Raw genomic sequence first — 14,580 nt, 5'->3', positions numbered from 1 at the left:
CATGAAAGTACAAAATATAAAAAGATTCACCTAATAAATCCAATGACTATGTGGCATGAATTCGAATTTTATTTCACGTCATTTTGACATGAAATAAAATCCCTATATTTGAGACTGATTAGTTACCAATTTTAGAATGGAATATTTTATAATTTGAAAAATGTACTTTTGTAGAATAGTTCAAATACAAATGCACCACCATTTTATTCTTCACAAACCGTACGGCTATTTGAGTCAATTTATTTATGAGTTGAAACGAAAGAAAAAACTTTTAGGGGAATTGTATGATTTTCCTATAGGAACAATGGCTATTGGTCGTCTTGATGAAGATTCCGAAGGTTTGCTTTTGTTGACTACAGATGGTAAAATAAGCGAAATAGTCCGAAGCAAAAAAGTAGACAAAGAATATTATGTGCAAGTGGACGGGATAATTACTCAAGAAGCTGTAGATAAAATGAAAAACGGCGTTGAAATTGGTTTCAACGGCGGTAAATACATGACCAAACCTTGCAAATCTTTTATTGTTAATGAAATCCCAGACTTTGGACCAAGAGGCAAGAAAATCAGAGACGAACGCCACGGACCCACTTCTTGGGCCTCGATTACAGTCAATGAAGGGAAGTTTCGCCAAGTTCGAAAAATGACGGCAGCAGTTGGTTTTCCTACCTTGCGATTGGTTCGAATTCGAATTGGAAACGTATATTTGAATGATTTAAAAGCAGGAGAAGTAAAGGAAGTAGATGCTTTTTTCCCACTTCCCACTTCTAACTTCTAACTTCTAACTTCTAACTTTTATTTATGTTAAACATCGTTTTAGTAGAACCTGAAATCCCTAATAATACAGGGAATATTGGTCGTTTGTGTGTCGGCACCGAAAGTCGTTTGCACCTGATTCACCCTTTTGGATTTGTAATCAATGATAAAAACTTGAAGCGTTCGGGCTTGGATTATTGGGTACATCTTGATGTTACGGAATACCAAAACGTCGAAGAATGGATGGCGAAAATTCCAGATCAATCTCGTGTGTTTTTAATGAGTTCACACGCCGAAAAATCTATTTACGAAGTTCAATTTCAGGATGGAGATTGGTTGGTTTTTGGCAAAGAAAGCGTGGGCTTGAGTCAAGAAGTTCTAGCTCTATTTGATAATCATTTGACCATTCCGATGTCGAAATTAATTCGAAGTTTTAATATTGCGAATTCTGTTGCGTTTGTGGTGGGTGAGGCGAAGAGGCAGATTTCAGTTGGCAGTTAGCAGTGTTCAGTATGTAATAAAATAGAATTATAGTTTTATTACTAATTTATCCAATTTGACGAATCTGTTTGTCACGCTGTAAAACGTCCCTTTCCTCGTTAGTTGAGATTCCTGCGGAATGACAAATGAAATGTTATAGAAAAATTTCTGCGACGGGGTCTTTTTCGTGGCTAAACTTTTTAAGAAATCACAAACTTCCCTTTTTCACTATCAAAAACAATATGTTCGTCTTTGAATAAAGTGTTGAAACTTCCTTTTAGAATCAAATTACAAGGTTGGTCTTGAACCGTATTTTCGGGAGTCATAATGATTATTTCGTCACTCAATTGTATCGCCATATCGATGTCGTGAGTCGAAAACAAAATGCACTTTCCCGTTTCTTGGGTAAGTTTTTTTAAGAGTTTAAAAAGTACCACTTTATGGAGTAAATCCAAGTGAGTGGTGGGTTCGTCTAAAATGATTAAAGGCGTATCTTGAGCCAAAGCTCTTGCAATCAATACGATTTGCAATTGTCCGTCGCTGATTTCGTAATGTCTTTTTTGTGTTAAATGACCAATTTGGGTGAGTTCGATGGCTTCGTTGATTTTTGCAATATCGGTGTCAGTTAACGTTCCAATCCAATTCGTGTAGGGCTGTCTTCCCAAAGCGATGAGTTCCCAAACGGTCAGATTGCTTGGAGGCAATTTTTCGGTCAGAACTACGCTTAAATTTTGTGCTAAACTTAGAAAATCCATTTCTTGAATGTTCTTTTGGTTTAAAGAAACTGTTCCGGAAAGGGGTTTCTGGATTCCTGTAATGGTTCTTAAAAGTGTTGATTTCCCAATGCCATTGGCACCGATTAAAGCGATTAATTTCCCTTTTTTCAACGACAAATCAATATCCGAAGCAATTATATTCTTTGCTTTCTTAGGAGTATAGCCAATACTAATCTTCGATGCTTGTAATATGATTTTGTTTTCCATTAGTTCATCATTTTACGTTTTCGAATTAACAACCAAATCACGATTGGCGCTCCAAACATTGAAGTCACCGCATTAATTGGTAAAGTAATATCAGTTCCCGGAAGTTGTGAAATGCTGTCACAAATTAGCATAATGATGGCACCTAAAAGTAAAGTACTCCAGAATAAAATAGTATGATTACTGGTTTGAAAGACCAATTTAGCAATATGCGGTACAGCCAATCCTATAAAGGCAATTGGACCAGCAAAAGCAGTGATACTTCCCGTCAAAATACTGGTGGCTAAAATGATTACTAATCGAGTTCTTTTGTAATTCATTCCCAAACTTCGGGCGTAGTTTTCACCAAGCAACAAAGCATTTAAGGGTTTGATATTTACAAGGCTTAAAAATAAACCAATAATAATACAAACTGATAAAATCACAATCGACGACCAAGACAAATTCCCTAGATTTCCCAAGGACCAAAAAGTGAATTTCTGCAATTGTTCGGCAGAGCTGAAGTAGGTTAGCGTTCCCACAATAGCATTAGTTAAACTGCCAAACATCAAGCCAACAATTAATATAGCCATTGTGTTGCGCAAGCTCTGTGATACGGACAAAACGGCTAGTAAAATTAAGAAACTTCCCAAACTCGAAGCCAAAATAATTCCATACGATGAAAGTAAAAACGAAGCAAAAACTGGAGGCAAGAATGCCGCTCCCAAAATGACTGTTGCCACACCCAAACTGGCTCCAGAACTCAATCCTAAAACATCGGGTCCAGCCAATGGATTTCGGAACAAAGTTTGCATCAATAAGCCGCTAATGGCCAATCCCATTCCCACAAGAATGGCCGCAATGGCTTTGGGTAATCGGTAATTGATGATGATATAATCCCAAGTTTCTTTGTTGGAATTTCCTCCAATTAGATTGTTGAAAACGTCTTTTATTGGAATGGAAACTGAGCCTAAGCTGATGTTCAATAGCAATAGCAATACCAATGACAATGTCAAAAGGGTGAATAAAAGAATATTTCGGTTTTTGTTTTGCAAGGTTGTTTGTTTGTTTGTTTACCGCAAAGGCGCAAAGGCGCAAAGTTTTTAGTTATATAAATATCTTTGTGTCTTCGTGTCTTTGTGGCTATTTTTTATTCCAATTTCTGAAAGAAATAGAGTTTATGATTCGGCAACAAATCGGGATGAAAAATTTTGATTAAATCTTTCAAAACCCAATCGGGACGAGTAGGAGACCATTCGAAATAAATGATTCCGCCTTTTGCCCCTTTGTTTATGGCATACGAATATACTTTTTTATTTTTAAATGAAGCAAACTGATTGTAATGTGGATTGTTGTCGCTCATTTGTTTCAGGCTTGAAAAATCTCCGGGAGCTATCCAGAAATCGGCATTTTGGGCTTCCTCTAGAATTACTTCAAAGGGCACTGACAAACTTCCGGTTCCTTTGGTATTTGCCCATAAATAATGGGATTGAGCGTCTTTCAAAAACAAGGCAGCCCAACTTTCGCCTTGTGGGACATACCATTGTTCCTGGTACATTGCGCCACAAAGAACCGTTGGTTTTGTAGTTGCTTTTTTGGCTAAAGTTAAGGTAGTTTTATATTCTTTTTCAATCTCCGAAAAGATTGTATTTGCTTTTGTGTCCAATCCGTATAAGGCGCCGAAAAACTTAATCCATTCTGCTTTTCCCAAGGGGGATTGTTCTGTCCAATCGCCGTTGAGTATTACTTTCAAACCGCTTTTTTGAAGATTATCCAAAGTAGGATTACTGTTGTTCAAACCAAAACTGACTATCAAATCGGGTTTCATATCGATTAAAACTTCGGCATTCAGATTCTCATTTACGCCCACTTCGCGAACTTTCCCGGCGTCAATTCGTTTTCTGGTTTTCTCTGAAGAAATGTAATCGGTGCTTGGAAAACCTATTAAAGTGTTCTCGACACCCAATAATTCCAATGCCGGAATATGTGTGGTTGAGGTTACGACAATTGATTTTAAAGGAATTGGAATAACTGTAAATTGTTTTAAACTGTCTGGTATTATTCCGTTTTTTTCTTGAAGAATATAGGTAAAACTTGCTGCGGCATCCGGCCAAGGATTTGTTATTTTTAGGATTGAAAAGCCGTTGTGTTTGTAGATTTCCAATCCTTTTGCATATTGGATTTCATTTTTTGAAGATGGGATTTTAGCTTCCTTTTTGGTTTGTTCTTTACATTGGATGAACAACAGAAAGACTAAAAAGTAAAAAGCAGTATTTTGAACGAATTTCATTTCAAGTAATTTTTTACAAAAGTATTGTTTTTGTTTTCACAAAAATAAACTTGTGTAACTTTTGATACCTTTAAACCAAACCAAAGAAAGTAAATTTGTCAAAAAGGATTTTATGAGAGACAATTCAAATACATTTATGTATGTTGTGGCAGGAATAATTGTACTGCATTTTTTAGTTGGTTTCGTTTGGTTGATTGTCAAACTTTCGAAGAAAAAGGAGGATAAGAAGTAGTTGGTTTTTTAATAATGCCCTTTTAAGGAATGTATTAAAATCACATTATCCGCTTCTATGACTTCGTAAACTAATCGATGTTCCTGATTAATCCTTCTGCTCCATAGTCCAGACAAATGATGCTTTAATGGTTCTGGTTTTCCAATTCCAGAATAAGGTGTTTCAGGAATTATTTCTAAAAGCTGTCGAATTTTTTTTAGAATAATTGGGTTATTGACTTTCTTAAAAAAGTCAAGGTGCTCTTTAGATTTTGGCAGGAATATTATTTCCATATGTCATCTAAATTGACTTTAATGCCTTTTCCTGCTTTATAATCCTTTCTGTTTTGATCAATCATTTCAACAAATTCAGGATTATAATCAGTCTCCTCGGATTTGGTTTTAGGGTTTTCAAACTTGATTTTCAATGCTTCCAGAAAAGCTTTTATGACTTTTTGTTCTTCACTGTTTTTTGGATGGACGATAATTGTTTCCATAACTTTATTATTTATCACAAATATATAAATAATTTTATTATGATTTTGATTTTCAAATATCCTATATTTGCCACCGTATTGAGGTTGCTGTTTTGTTTTTCGAAACCGCATTAAAAGGGAATCAGGTGAAAGATTTCAGATGGTAGATTGTAGATTTCAGATGGTATCAAATCCGAAATCAAAAATCCGAATCAAAAATCGAAAATCCTGGGCTGTACCCGCAACTGTAAGCTACAAAGCTTGTTGTTATCTACAAAACCACTGTTTGGAAGTGGGAGATTAGAAGGTAGAGGTTAGAAGTTAAATACTTCGTACTTCGTATTTCTAATTTCTAACTTTGAATGGGAAGGTCAACAACAAGACGCAAGCCAGGAGACCTGCCTAGTACATAGAGTATCAAACTTTCGGGAAAAAAGGTTTGGGTATGGGTCATTCTATGCTTTTCTCCCATTTTTATTATTAAAAATGTTTTATTAAAATGAACAACAAAATCGTTCGTATTAGTGCGTTATTCGTACTAATGACCAACTGTGTTTTTGCGCAGCAAAAAGACAGCATCACTTCACCAACTCCTTTGGATGAAGTCGTAATTTCTGATTCTAAATTTGCTTTGCCAAAAGAAAAATCAGGAAAAGTAATTACCAAAATCACTTCGGAAGACTTAGAAAAGAGAGAAGGACAAAGCATTGCTGCTGTTCTAAATTCGGTTGTAGGTGTCGAAATTAATGGTAGCCAAAGTGTAGCAGGGAAAAATTTGGGCTATTACATTCGAGGTGGAAAAAACAATCAAGTGTTGATTCTTATTGACGGAATTCCGGTTACCGATGCCTCGGGAATTAGTTTTGAATATGATTTGCGTTTGCTTCCTGCCAATCAAGTTGAAAGTATAGAGATTATGAAAGGAGCTGCCAGTACTTTGTATGGAACTGGCGCTGTGACCGGGGTCATCAATATTAGTTTGAAAAAATCTGGTAAAAAAGCAATTCAGGGAAATGGGTATTGGAATTTGGGTACCTATAATACAGCATCTACTTCAAAATCGTATCCTCAAGACAGCAATCAAGGGTTTTCAATAAATGGAAATGTCAAAAAACTAAGTTATTTTGCTTCGTTGAATAGTACTGCGACAACTGGAATGTCACAAATTGCACCACCAAGCGAGAATGTTACTTATGAAGAAGATCGTTTTACAAGAACGAACTATTTGGGTAAAATTGGTTACAAAGCCACAGCCAAATTAACCTTAGATTTTTTTGGGAATTACGATAAACTCAACAACGATTATGATGGTGGTTTTGATAATACAGGGACTAATGATGTTTCTCAGAACCAAACCGATACCGAACAGTTTCGTTTTGGTTTTCTTCCGAAGTACAAATACACCAACGGGCAATTTATTTTGAATTCTAGTTTCAATAAAATTTCACGTACATACGATGAATTGGATACTTACTCTGGCAAAGTTGGTGTGTCGCAATACGATTCAAGAAATGTAAATGTTGATGGGTATAATAAATATGAGTTTTCTAAATCATTCTTTTTGGTTGCTGGAGCACAATATCAGTTTTTTGATATGAATAGCACGACTCCTTACGGGAATATTGCTAAAGAAAGTACTAAATTTAATATGATTGATCCTTATATAACGGGAGTTTATACTTCTGATTTTGGTTTGAATGTGAATGCTGGCGCTCGATTCAACATTCATAGCGAATATGGAAATCAATTGGTTTATAATGTAAATCCATCCTATGATTTTAAAGGATTTCCATTGAAAGTTTTGGCATCTTATAGCACAGCTTTTGTAACACCAAGTTTATATCAATTGTACTCTCCATATGGGAATGTAGATTTGACGCCTGAAGAAAACGCCACTACTGAAGCTGGTTTTGAAACCCAACTTTTAGATAAAAAACTCCGATTTTCAGTAGTAGGTTTTTATCGCGAGCAAACAAATTTTATTGGATTCTCATCAGCCTATAAATACATTAATATCGATGGAACGAATCGAGCTAAAGGGGTAGAAACTGAATTTACATTTGATGTAAATGATAAAATTAAATGGATTTCAAATTATACTTTTACTCAAGTCGATGATGCCTTGGATCGATTGATTCCAAAACACAAAGCCAACTCATCTTTGGATTATCAAATAGCTAAAAGAGTTTTTTGGAATGTGAATTATCAATTTGTAGACCATCGAAACGATGCTTTTTTTGATGGAAATTCATATAAAACACAAAACGTAGTTTTGGATTCTTACCAATTGGTCAACTCAACTATTCGTTATGAATTGCTTAAAAATAGTGTAACTATTTTTGGTACTGTCAACAATATTTTTAATACTGATTATGTCGAAAATATTGGGTATAACACCTTGGGAAGGAACTTCAAATTGGGGTTGAATATCAATTTGTAAGACCAATTTTATATTACAAAAAAAGGCTTCCGAACAGTGGAAGCCTTTTTTGTATTTGTATTTAATTTCTTATTCCAAAGCTTTCAATAAACCTTCAGGAGCTTTCTCAAGATACATCTCTTTTTGTATTCTGCTGCCTGATTTGCTATCACTGAAGAATTCGAAATTATCTTGAGGAGTGCTTTTCTGAATTTTTGCAGTCCCTGTAATTTTTCCAATAGCTAAGCTAAGTAATGGTTCAGACGGATTTCCTAGAACACCTAAATTGCTTACCGTTTCAGGTTTTGAAAATGTTGGTGTTAATCCACTTTGATAATCGCCAAAACCATCTTTGTTGACAATTTTCAAAGTAAGCGGTTGCATGGCATATCGATGGTTGGGATTTCTTTTGTCTTTTCCAAAGGTTGGTGAATCATATAAAGTAACCGATCCAACATTTTTTCCAACGGTGACATCTCCAATTTGAATCACACTGATAAAGGGCTTTAATCCGTTGATTACTAATTCACTTGCCGAAGCAGTGCTTTTCGATGTTAGAATATAAACTTTTGGCATATTCAAACTATTGATAGGGGTAGTTCCGATTTTGTCTACAAAATAATTTTTCAACGATTCAGGGTCGTTTGCAGCAAAATACGATTCAATTTTGGCATTCCATTGTTGTTTTGCAAATACTTGCCCCGTAAACCCTCCTGTAATCATACTTGCTAATCGTGCTGCTGTTTGAACAGAGCCACCACCGTTGTATCTTAAGTCTAGCACTAAATCTGTTATTCCCTGAGATTTTAATGTTCCAAAAGCATCATTTAATTTAGTGTCAAAATTAGAATAAAATCCATTGTACATTATATATCCAATTTTTTTGGCTCCCGAGTTGATTACGGTATTAACCAAGATAGGGTTTTCGTCTAGAACTGTTTTGGTCAAAGCAACTGTTCTTCCATTGGGTACAATTGCACCGCTGCTGATATCAGCCATACTTAAAGTGTAATCATTATTGGAACCAAATAGAAGACTTTGATAATTAGTAGTTGTCAGTTGCGTGCCATTAACGGCGTAAAAAATATCTCCACGTTTGATGTTTTTTGTCGAGGCATCTGAATTAGGGATGATATATTGAACCCAACCTACAACTTCAGTTGAGCCAGAAGCTTTTAAACTTAACCCGAATTCTACACCGTTATTATTAGTAGTTCCTTGAAGTTGGCCTTCGAGTACTAGATAATCATCTACAATCCAACTGAATCTATCAATAGATTTGTCGACTCTTAGAGAGTTAAATAGGTCTTCTGGTTTTGGGTAACCAGTTAAAAACGAATTTAATTCTGTTTGATTTTTGAATCTAGTATCTGACAAATTAAGTACATCAGCCTGCCATAGATAATAAAGATTAAGTCCTTTCCATACAAAATTTTGTATTTCAATATTCATTGGCGGAGCAACATCATCTTCGTCTTCGTTTTGACAGCTTAGCGCCGTAAATGCGACAAAAGTGAATGCTAAAAGGTATTTGAAAATTGGTTTCATATTTAGGCTGATTAAATTTGTAATAATAGTTTTGTAATATTTTATATCTTTATCATCAAAAGCTATTCCATTTTAATATAGAATTTAATTTTTATAAAATTTGCCTATTGGCACGGGCTTTGTAATAAAGTCGAAAGATAATATTTTTATCCATAATAAATAACTTCAAACAATGAAAAAAAATATAATAACATTTGTTTTTTCTATAGTTTCTACTTTTGCAAATGGGCAAACCGCTTTTGACAAATTCGATAAGCAGGAAGGTGTGTCGACCGTAATTGTGAACAAAAAAATGTTTCAAATGATGGGAAGCGTGCAAATTGATACCAACGACAAAGAAACCCAGCAATATTTGGCCTTGATTAAAAAATTAGATAATCTCAAGGTGTATACAACTTCGAATCCAAAGATTTCGGCAGATATGAAAACTGCTGTTGATAAGCATTTGAAAACAGCAGGTTTAGAAGAATTGATGAGGGTAAACGACAATGGAAACAATCTAAAAATTTGGGTTAAATCTGGCAGTGCCGAGAATCAAATTAAAGAGCTTGTAATGTTTAGTGAAGAGCCAAATAAGGATAATCAAACGGTTTTGATGTCTTTGACGGGTAATTTTAATTTAAATGAACTCGCTGTTCTTACTGATAAAATGAATATTCCTGGAGGCGATGACTTGAAGAAAAGTACCAAAGGAAAATAAATGCAACACATTTTTCTTTTAAATAAAAAGCCGTCTCAATGTATTTTGAGACGGCTTTTTAATGTTTATATTGAGTCAATTTATAATAATGTTTTATATAACTCAATGCTATTTTGTGAAATTTGCGACAATTTGTATTTTTTGAATAACATATCGAAGTACAATTTAGATTTTTGAAAATCTTTGTCTTTGTAATAGTAAGTTCCTAGGTATTCAAACATTTCTACAGAAGCATACCCTTTATCGATTACTCTTTCGTAAGTTTTACGAACATCAACAAGTGCTACTTTTTTCTGACCAATTGAGTCGTAAACGATAGATTGAGAATTAGCTTTTAAAGTGACTAATAAAATAAATGAAAAAGTAAAAAAAATAAACTTATTGAATTTCGAAACCACTATTATAATCTGGCATTAATTAATGTATAGATTCAGAGTCGGATGCAAAATTACGAGTTAAAAATGTTCCACCAACTTTTTTCACCAAAATTTTTGTTAATATCACATTAAATAAATGTTATTATTTTTAATATTTAAAAAATATGTAAGTTTTTTTGGTAATTTGATTTTTATGAAGTCGTTTTATGGAAAGAATAACAAGGGTGTTTTATAGAAAACTAAATGCTTGTTTTCTTGCAAAGAAAAGTAATACAAAAAAAGACTCTGAAGTTTTGGGATTTATTATTTTACGGGGTATTTAAACATAACCAGGGTTAGATCGACTCAGTTTTGGGTAACGAATTAAAGTCAGGCGGCAGCAATACTATCAAATCTTCCGGATTATACGAAAGGTATTTGTTTTGCATAAGTTGTTAGTGCATACCATATTTTATGCGCAAACACATATTTATGGCTTTTTTTGGAAAATTATTATTTTATAAAAAGCGATGTTTAATGATATAACAACAAAGTATCAAAGGATGCTTAAAATCTTTAATTGAGTTCTTTTGAAAACACTGTTAATAGTTTCAATCAAAAAAAAACTAACCAGATTAACTCTACTTAATTCTTGATTCCATTTAAGTTTATTGACAACATACCGGAAAGTTCATAAAAAAAACCGCTAAATCATTGATTTAGCAGTTCTTTTTGTGTTTTGTGACCACGGTGGGATTGACTTCGTCCTTCCCACAAAGCTCCGCTTTGAAAATAGAAATGCTTCAAAAATAATTCCAAGTAAACTTGATTATTTTTGAAGCATTTCTATTCATTCGTGACCACGGCGGGATTTGAACCCGCACGCCCTTGCGAGCACCAGCCCCTCAAGCTGGCAAGTCTACCGTTTCTCCACGTGGCCTCTTAAAAAAAAATAGAGACGTTTGCCTCAGCGAACGTCTCTATTTTTTTGTGACTCGACTGGGGTTCGAACCCAGGACCCCAACATTAAGAGTGATGTGCTCTACCAACTGAGCTATCAAGTCTACAGACTCTCTAGTTTTTATTAACGTATGCGCATTATTTTGTGACCCGACTGGGGCTTCCCGCTTGCTTTGCTGCTCGGGATAAACTTCTCGCCCAAGACATTTGTCTTTAAAATTGTGACCCGACTGGGGCTCGAACCCAGGACCCCAACATTAAAAGTGTTGTGCTCTACCAACTGAGCTATCGAGTCATTGATTCAAGAAAATTTTTTTGATAATCACAAAATTTGTGACCCGACTGGGGCTCGAACCCAGGACCCCAACATTAAAAGTGTTGTGCTCTACCAACTGAGCTATCGAGTCTTTTTCTTTTCTTGAATGCGGGTGCAAATATAAGGTCTTATTTTTAATTTTTCAAAGGTATTTTATTATAAATTTGTCTTTTTTAAACAAAAGCACTTAATGCCTTAGTATATAAGGCTTTATTCATATGAGAAAAATTATTTTATTAGGTTATATGGGTTGTGGAAAGTCCACAATTGCCAATAGATTGTCAAAAATTACAAATATTCCGTTCGTAGATTTGGATAAAAGTATCGAGGAGAGAACAAATTTGTCGATAAATGAAATTTTTCAAAAACATGGGGAAATCTATTTTCGAAAATTGGAAAGACAATTTTTTGTCGAATTGTTGGACTCGCCCGAGGATTTAATTATTGGTTTAGGAGGAGGAACACCTTGTTACGCCAATAACCATGAATTGCTCCAAGGTAAAAATATTCTATCTGTTTACCTCAAAGCTTCTGTTGATACTTTGTTTGAGCGATTGGTTACCAATAAAAGCAAACGCCCTATTATAGCCAATAAGACAGATGAAGAACTCAAGGAATTTATTGCCATTCACCTTTTCGAAAGAAGTTACTATTATAACCAAGCGCAACATAAGGTGGTTATCGATGGCAAAAGCAAAGACGAAACCACCCAAGATATTTTTGCTCTTTTAGCTTAAATAGGCATAATTTTCACCCTTTTCATTGAAGACAACTTCTACATTGTCTAATGATGAGGTAGAAAGCGAAATACCTTTAAAATCAGCTTTTACAGGGTATTTTTTATGGTTTCTATCTACAAGTACCGCTGTTTTGAATTTCTTTAAAGGAACATCTAGGAAATGTCTAACGGCATAAATTAATGTTGTTCCTGAATTCAATACGTCATCTACTAAAACCAAACCTTTGTTGGTATATTCTTCTGTGGTTAAAGAGGTTTTTACGTCTGTTACAGGCATATGTTTGTTGATTTGAACTTCGCAAAGTGAAACTTTCAAAGGGGAAATGGTATTGAGTGAATCTGCAATTTTTTTAGCAAAAACAAATCCATTGGAAGCAATTCCTGCGATAACAATTTCGTCTTCCTCTATAAAGGTCTCATAGATTTGATAAGCTATTCTTTTGATAGTATGCTCAATTTCCTGCTGTGTTAATATGATGTTTTTGCTCATTTTAAAATGATTTTAGATTTCAGATTTGTTTGAATTAGTAATTAAAATTATCAAGACTCGTCTCCCTCTCCTTTGGGGAGGGTTGGGGAGGGGCTATTTCCAAATTCATCAATATCCCTTCGGTCTTTTTTGGTGGGTCTGCCGGTTCCGTTTCGTCGGTAATGTTCCTTCGATAACTTCAACAATTCTAAATGTTCATAAGCCTCGGCTGGTGTTTCATTTTTGCGATAGACATCAACCAATTTAGCACCTACACGGTTGTCTGGAATGTCCAAAACAGTGATGATTTGAGTGATTTGGTCTTTCCTAAAAGTGATTTTATCTGTAGGAAAAACCTCCTTCGATGGTTTGGCAACCTGTCCATTTACAGTGACATGATTTTTTTTACAGGCTTCGGTTACCATATTTCGAGTTTTATAATAGCGCACGCACCATAAATATTTATCTATTCTCATAAATTTTCAAAAATCGAAGTTAAATTCTACGCAAAAATAAATCAAAATTGTATCTTGCGCACCTAAATATTGAGTTATAATGAACAAATTTAAGTTTTATTTTATAGTATTAATTGCAGCCCTTTCTTTTTCGTGTTCAAACAATGATGACCCTGATGTTACCGTAGAGCCGCCAAGAGATTATGCAGAGCAATATAAAACTGATATTGCCATGATTGAGGACTATTTGAAAACCAATTATATCACTGTAGTTCAAAATCCAGGTAAGTTTGATGACCAAGATGTAACGATTACTAAAATACCGGCAGGAGGAACGCAACCTTCTATCTATTCATACTTAAATGCACCAACCTTCCCAAAATTATTGACTAGAGAGGTGCTTCAGAACGACATTAAATACACTTTGTATTATTTGGTTTTGAGAGAAGGTAAAAAAGATGCCGTCACAGGTTATGGAGGAGTTTCCCCTTGTAATGTTGACGGAGTATTTACTTCCTACAGAGGAACTTATTTATCTATTAGTGCAGCAACAGCTACACCACCTTCTGAACTGACAGCTACTTTTTTTGAAGAAGTTCGATTTCCTCAAGCCACAATGAGTTTAAATAATGTAATCAGAGGTTGGAGCGAGGCTTTTCCACAATTTAAGACCGGTACGTCAAAAATAAACGGTGATGGTACGGTGTCTTATTTTGATTTTGGTTCTGGGATTATGTTTTTGCCTTCAGGTTTAGGATATTATAATTCAGGTTCGGGTTCAATCCCAGCTTATTCTCCTTTGGTTTTTAGTATCAAATTATACAATATACAACGATTGGATCAGGACAATGATGGCGTTTTTTCTTATCAAGAAGATTTGAATAATGATGGTTATGTTTATGACTACAGGAATACCTTTCTTTATCCGACAAAACCTGAGGATAAAATTCTTTACGCGGATGATACAGACAAAGATGGTATCCCTGACTTTTTTGATGTTGACGATGATAATGATAATTATACTACTTTACTTGAAATTACTAAACCTGCGGGAACTAATTCAGGTTTGAGTAAGTATTTCCCTTACGATCCAATTAATGATGATCCCTGGACCACAGCTATCGAAACCGAAACAAAAGGGATTCCATCGTATGATAAAGTAGCTAAAACATTAGATTATACAACAGCAGGTAGAACGAGGATTCATGTTGATTCTGGGTACCCAGTTAAACCTTAATTTTATTATAGCTAGTGTGTCAACAAAAAACCTCGAAAAGTTTTGAATCTTTCGAGGTTTTTTTATGGTATAAAAACGTTGAATATTTATTTAGTCATTCCTTAAGAACCCACTTTTTGAGTTTTTAGATTTTTTACCAAAAATACATCTGCAAAAATAAGCAGTAAAAATTCGAGCCAAAGAACAATTTGCTCTTTGATTTGGTTGAATCGT

Annotated in this window: 15 protein-coding genes, 4 tRNA genes and 1 riboswitch; of the genes, 6 read left to right on the top strand and 13 right to left on the bottom strand. The window is 34.6% G+C overall.

Going from position 1 to position 14,580, the window contains the following annotated elements; all coding sequences use genetic code 11:
* The first annotated feature begins 190 nt into the window (after nt 1–190).
* Nucleotides 191–775, top strand: coding sequence for a pseudouridine synthase (locus ACIQ1E_RS11135; RefSeq protein ID WP_396171379.1), 585 nt, complete (start codon nt 191–193; stop codon nt 773–775).
* 23 nt (nt 776–798) lie between these two features.
* The gene (locus tag ACIQ1E_RS11130) at nt 799–1,254 is read left to right on the top strand and encodes a tRNA (cytidine(34)-2'-O)-methyltransferase (RefSeq protein WP_396171378.1); all 456 of its coding nucleotides are present in this window, start codon (nt 799–801) and stop codon (nt 1,252–1,254) included.
* A gap of 179 nt (nt 1,255–1,433) precedes the next feature.
* Here ACIQ1E_RS11130 and ACIQ1E_RS11125 read toward each other — a convergent pair whose 3' ends face one another.
* The 5 genes from ACIQ1E_RS11125 to ACIQ1E_RS11105 all read right to left on the bottom strand — a co-directional run bounded on the left by ACIQ1E_RS11125 (nt 1,434) and on the right by ACIQ1E_RS11105 (nt 5,189).
* Nucleotides 1,434–2,216: an ABC transporter ATP-binding protein gene (locus tag ACIQ1E_RS11125; protein ID WP_396171377.1), complete on the bottom strand. Its 783-nt coding sequence runs from the start codon at nt 2,214–2,216 to the stop codon at nt 1,434–1,436.
* A complete protein-coding gene (locus ACIQ1E_RS11120; protein WP_396171376.1) occupies nt 2,216–3,247 on the bottom strand; it encodes an iron chelate uptake ABC transporter family permease subunit in 1,032 nt (343 codons plus the stop codon). Before ACIQ1E_RS11120 ends, ACIQ1E_RS11125 begins: the two co-directional genes overlap by 1 nt.
* Before the next feature lie 95 nt (nt 3,248–3,342).
* Nucleotides 3,343–4,482 carry an ABC transporter substrate-binding protein gene (locus tag ACIQ1E_RS11115; protein WP_396171375.1) on the bottom strand — a complete coding sequence of 380 codons (1,140 nt, stop codon included), beginning with the start codon at nt 4,480–4,482 and terminating at the stop codon, nt 3,343–3,345.
* Between the two features lie 240 nt (nt 4,483–4,722).
* The gene (locus ACIQ1E_RS11110; protein WP_396171374.1) at nt 4,723–4,986 is read right to left on the bottom strand and encodes a Txe/YoeB family addiction module toxin; all 264 of its coding nucleotides are present in this window, start codon (nt 4,984–4,986) and stop codon (nt 4,723–4,725) included.
* Nucleotides 4,977–5,189 carry a DUF2683 family protein gene (locus ACIQ1E_RS11105; RefSeq protein WP_396171373.1) on the bottom strand — a complete coding sequence of 71 codons (213 nt, stop codon included), beginning with the start codon at nt 5,187–5,189 and terminating at the stop codon, nt 4,977–4,979. The genes ACIQ1E_RS11110 and ACIQ1E_RS11105 overlap by 10 nt, the downstream gene beginning before the upstream one ends.
* Before the next feature lie 64 nt (nt 5,190–5,253).
* Nucleotides 5,254–5,589: riboswitch (cobalamin riboswitch) on the top strand.
* 78 nt (nt 5,590–5,667) lie between these two features.
* Here ACIQ1E_RS11105 and ACIQ1E_RS11100 point away from each other — a divergent pair.
* The gene (locus ACIQ1E_RS11100; protein ID WP_396171372.1) at nt 5,668–7,608 is read left to right on the top strand and encodes a TonB-dependent receptor plug domain-containing protein; all 1,941 of its coding nucleotides are present in this window, start codon (nt 5,668–5,670) and stop codon (nt 7,606–7,608) included.
* A gap of 69 nt (nt 7,609–7,677) precedes the next feature.
* On the opposite strand, the gene ACIQ1E_RS11095 is transcribed toward ACIQ1E_RS11100, so the two are convergent.
* Nucleotides 7,678–9,135: a S41 family peptidase gene (locus tag ACIQ1E_RS11095; RefSeq protein WP_396171371.1), complete on the bottom strand. Its 1,458-nt coding sequence runs from the start codon at nt 9,133–9,135 to the stop codon at nt 7,678–7,680.
* Between the two features lie 172 nt (nt 9,136–9,307).
* Between ACIQ1E_RS11095 and ACIQ1E_RS11090 the strand changes: the two genes are divergently transcribed.
* Nucleotides 9,308–9,835 (top strand): DUF4252 domain-containing protein, encoded by a 528-nt coding sequence (locus tag ACIQ1E_RS11090; protein ID WP_396171370.1) that lies wholly within the window; start codon nt 9,308–9,310, stop codon nt 9,833–9,835.
* Between the two features lie 80 nt (nt 9,836–9,915).
* Here ACIQ1E_RS11090 and ACIQ1E_RS11085 read toward each other — a convergent pair whose 3' ends face one another.
* The 5 genes from ACIQ1E_RS11085 to ACIQ1E_RS11065 all read right to left on the bottom strand — a co-directional run bounded on the left by ACIQ1E_RS11085 (nt 9,916) and on the right by ACIQ1E_RS11065 (nt 11,558).
* On the bottom strand, nt 9,916–10,233 hold the full coding sequence (locus tag ACIQ1E_RS11085; protein WP_396171369.1) for a hypothetical protein: 318 nt from the start codon (nt 10,231–10,233) through the stop codon (nt 9,916–9,918).
* A gap of 815 nt (nt 10,234–11,048) precedes the next feature.
* Nucleotides 11,049–11,131 (bottom strand) — tRNA-Leu (locus ACIQ1E_RS11080).
* Nucleotides 11,132–11,182: 51 nt separating this feature from the next.
* Nucleotides 11,183–11,255, bottom strand: a tRNA-Lys gene (locus ACIQ1E_RS11075).
* Between the two features lie 118 nt (nt 11,256–11,373).
* Nucleotides 11,374–11,446: transfer RNA gene (locus ACIQ1E_RS11070), tRNA-Lys, on the bottom strand.
* 39 nt (nt 11,447–11,485) lie between these two features.
* Nucleotides 11,486–11,558: transfer RNA gene (locus ACIQ1E_RS11065), tRNA-Lys, on the bottom strand.
* A 127-nt stretch (nt 11,559–11,685) separates the two neighbouring features.
* Here ACIQ1E_RS11065 and ACIQ1E_RS11060 point away from each other — a divergent pair.
* On the top strand, nt 11,686–12,204 hold the full coding sequence (locus tag ACIQ1E_RS11060) for a shikimate kinase (protein ID WP_396171368.1): 519 nt from the start codon (nt 11,686–11,688) through the stop codon (nt 12,202–12,204).
* On the opposite strand, the gene ACIQ1E_RS11055 is transcribed toward ACIQ1E_RS11060, so the two are convergent.
* Nucleotides 12,196–12,696, bottom strand: coding sequence for a phosphoribosyltransferase family protein (locus ACIQ1E_RS11055; protein WP_396171367.1), 501 nt, complete (start codon nt 12,694–12,696; stop codon nt 12,196–12,198). The genes ACIQ1E_RS11060 and ACIQ1E_RS11055 overlap by 9 nt on opposite strands.
* A 50-nt stretch (nt 12,697–12,746) precedes the next feature.
* The gene (locus ACIQ1E_RS11050; RefSeq protein WP_396171366.1) at nt 12,747–13,151 is read right to left on the bottom strand and encodes an RNA-binding S4 domain-containing protein; all 405 of its coding nucleotides are present in this window, start codon (nt 13,149–13,151) and stop codon (nt 12,747–12,749) included.
* A 79-nt stretch (nt 13,152–13,230) separates the two neighbouring features.
* Between ACIQ1E_RS11050 and ACIQ1E_RS11045 the strand changes: the two genes are divergently transcribed.
* Complete coding sequence (locus ACIQ1E_RS11045; RefSeq protein WP_396171365.1) at nt 13,231–14,367, top strand: FKBP-type peptidyl-prolyl cis-trans isomerase; 1,137 nt, start codon at nt 13,231–13,233, stop codon at nt 14,365–14,367.
* Nucleotides 14,368–14,580 lie beyond the last annotated feature (213 nt).

Origin of the sequence: Flavobacterium sp. (assembly GCF_044348915.1) — a bacterium.
Taxonomy (GTDB): Bacteria; Bacteroidota; Bacteroidia; order Flavobacteriales; family Flavobacteriaceae; genus Flavobacterium.
Note: the sequence above shows the minus strand (reverse complement) of the source record. Positions and strands in the feature narration are given on the sequence as shown.

What these genes read in the sequence shown, in the direction of transcription:
- ACIQ1E_RS11135 (WP_396171379.1), top strand. Translation starts at nt 191, where the DNA reads ATGCACCACCATTTTATTCTTCACAAACCGTACGGCTATTTGAGTCAA.
- ACIQ1E_RS11130 (WP_396171378.1), top strand. Translation starts at nt 799, where the DNA reads ATGTTAAACATCGTTTTAGTAGAACCTGAAATCCCTAATAATACAGGG.
- ACIQ1E_RS11125 (WP_396171377.1), bottom strand. Translation starts at nt 2,216, where the DNA reads ATGGAAAACAAAATCATATTACAAGCATCGAAGATTAGTATTGGCTAT.
- ACIQ1E_RS11115 (WP_396171375.1), bottom strand. Translation starts at nt 4,482, where the DNA reads ATGAAATTCGTTCAAAATACTGCTTTTTACTTTTTAGTCTTTCTGTTG.
- ACIQ1E_RS11110 (WP_396171374.1), bottom strand. Translation starts at nt 4,986, where the DNA reads ATGGAAATAATATTCCTGCCAAAATCTAAAGAGCACCTTGACTTTTTT.
- ACIQ1E_RS11105 (WP_396171373.1), bottom strand. Translation starts at nt 5,189, where the DNA reads ATGGAAACAATTATCGTCCATCCAAAAAACAGTGAAGAACAAAAAGTC.
- ACIQ1E_RS11100 (WP_396171372.1), top strand. Translation starts at nt 5,668, where the DNA reads ATGAACAACAAAATCGTTCGTATTAGTGCGTTATTCGTACTAATGACC.
- ACIQ1E_RS11095 (WP_396171371.1), bottom strand. Translation starts at nt 9,135, where the DNA reads ATGAAACCAATTTTCAAATACCTTTTAGCATTCACTTTTGTCGCATTT.
- ACIQ1E_RS11090 (WP_396171370.1), top strand. Translation starts at nt 9,308, where the DNA reads ATGAAAAAAAATATAATAACATTTGTTTTTTCTATAGTTTCTACTTTT.
- ACIQ1E_RS11060 (WP_396171368.1), top strand. Translation starts at nt 11,686, where the DNA reads ATGAGAAAAATTATTTTATTAGGTTATATGGGTTGTGGAAAGTCCACA.
- ACIQ1E_RS11055 (WP_396171367.1), bottom strand. Translation starts at nt 12,696, where the DNA reads ATGAGCAAAAACATCATATTAACACAGCAGGAAATTGAGCATACTATC.
- ACIQ1E_RS11050 (WP_396171366.1), bottom strand. Translation starts at nt 13,151, where the DNA reads ATGAGAATAGATAAATATTTATGGTGCGTGCGCTATTATAAAACTCGA.
- ACIQ1E_RS11045 (WP_396171365.1), top strand. Translation starts at nt 13,231, where the DNA reads ATGAACAAATTTAAGTTTTATTTTATAGTATTAATTGCAGCCCTTTCT.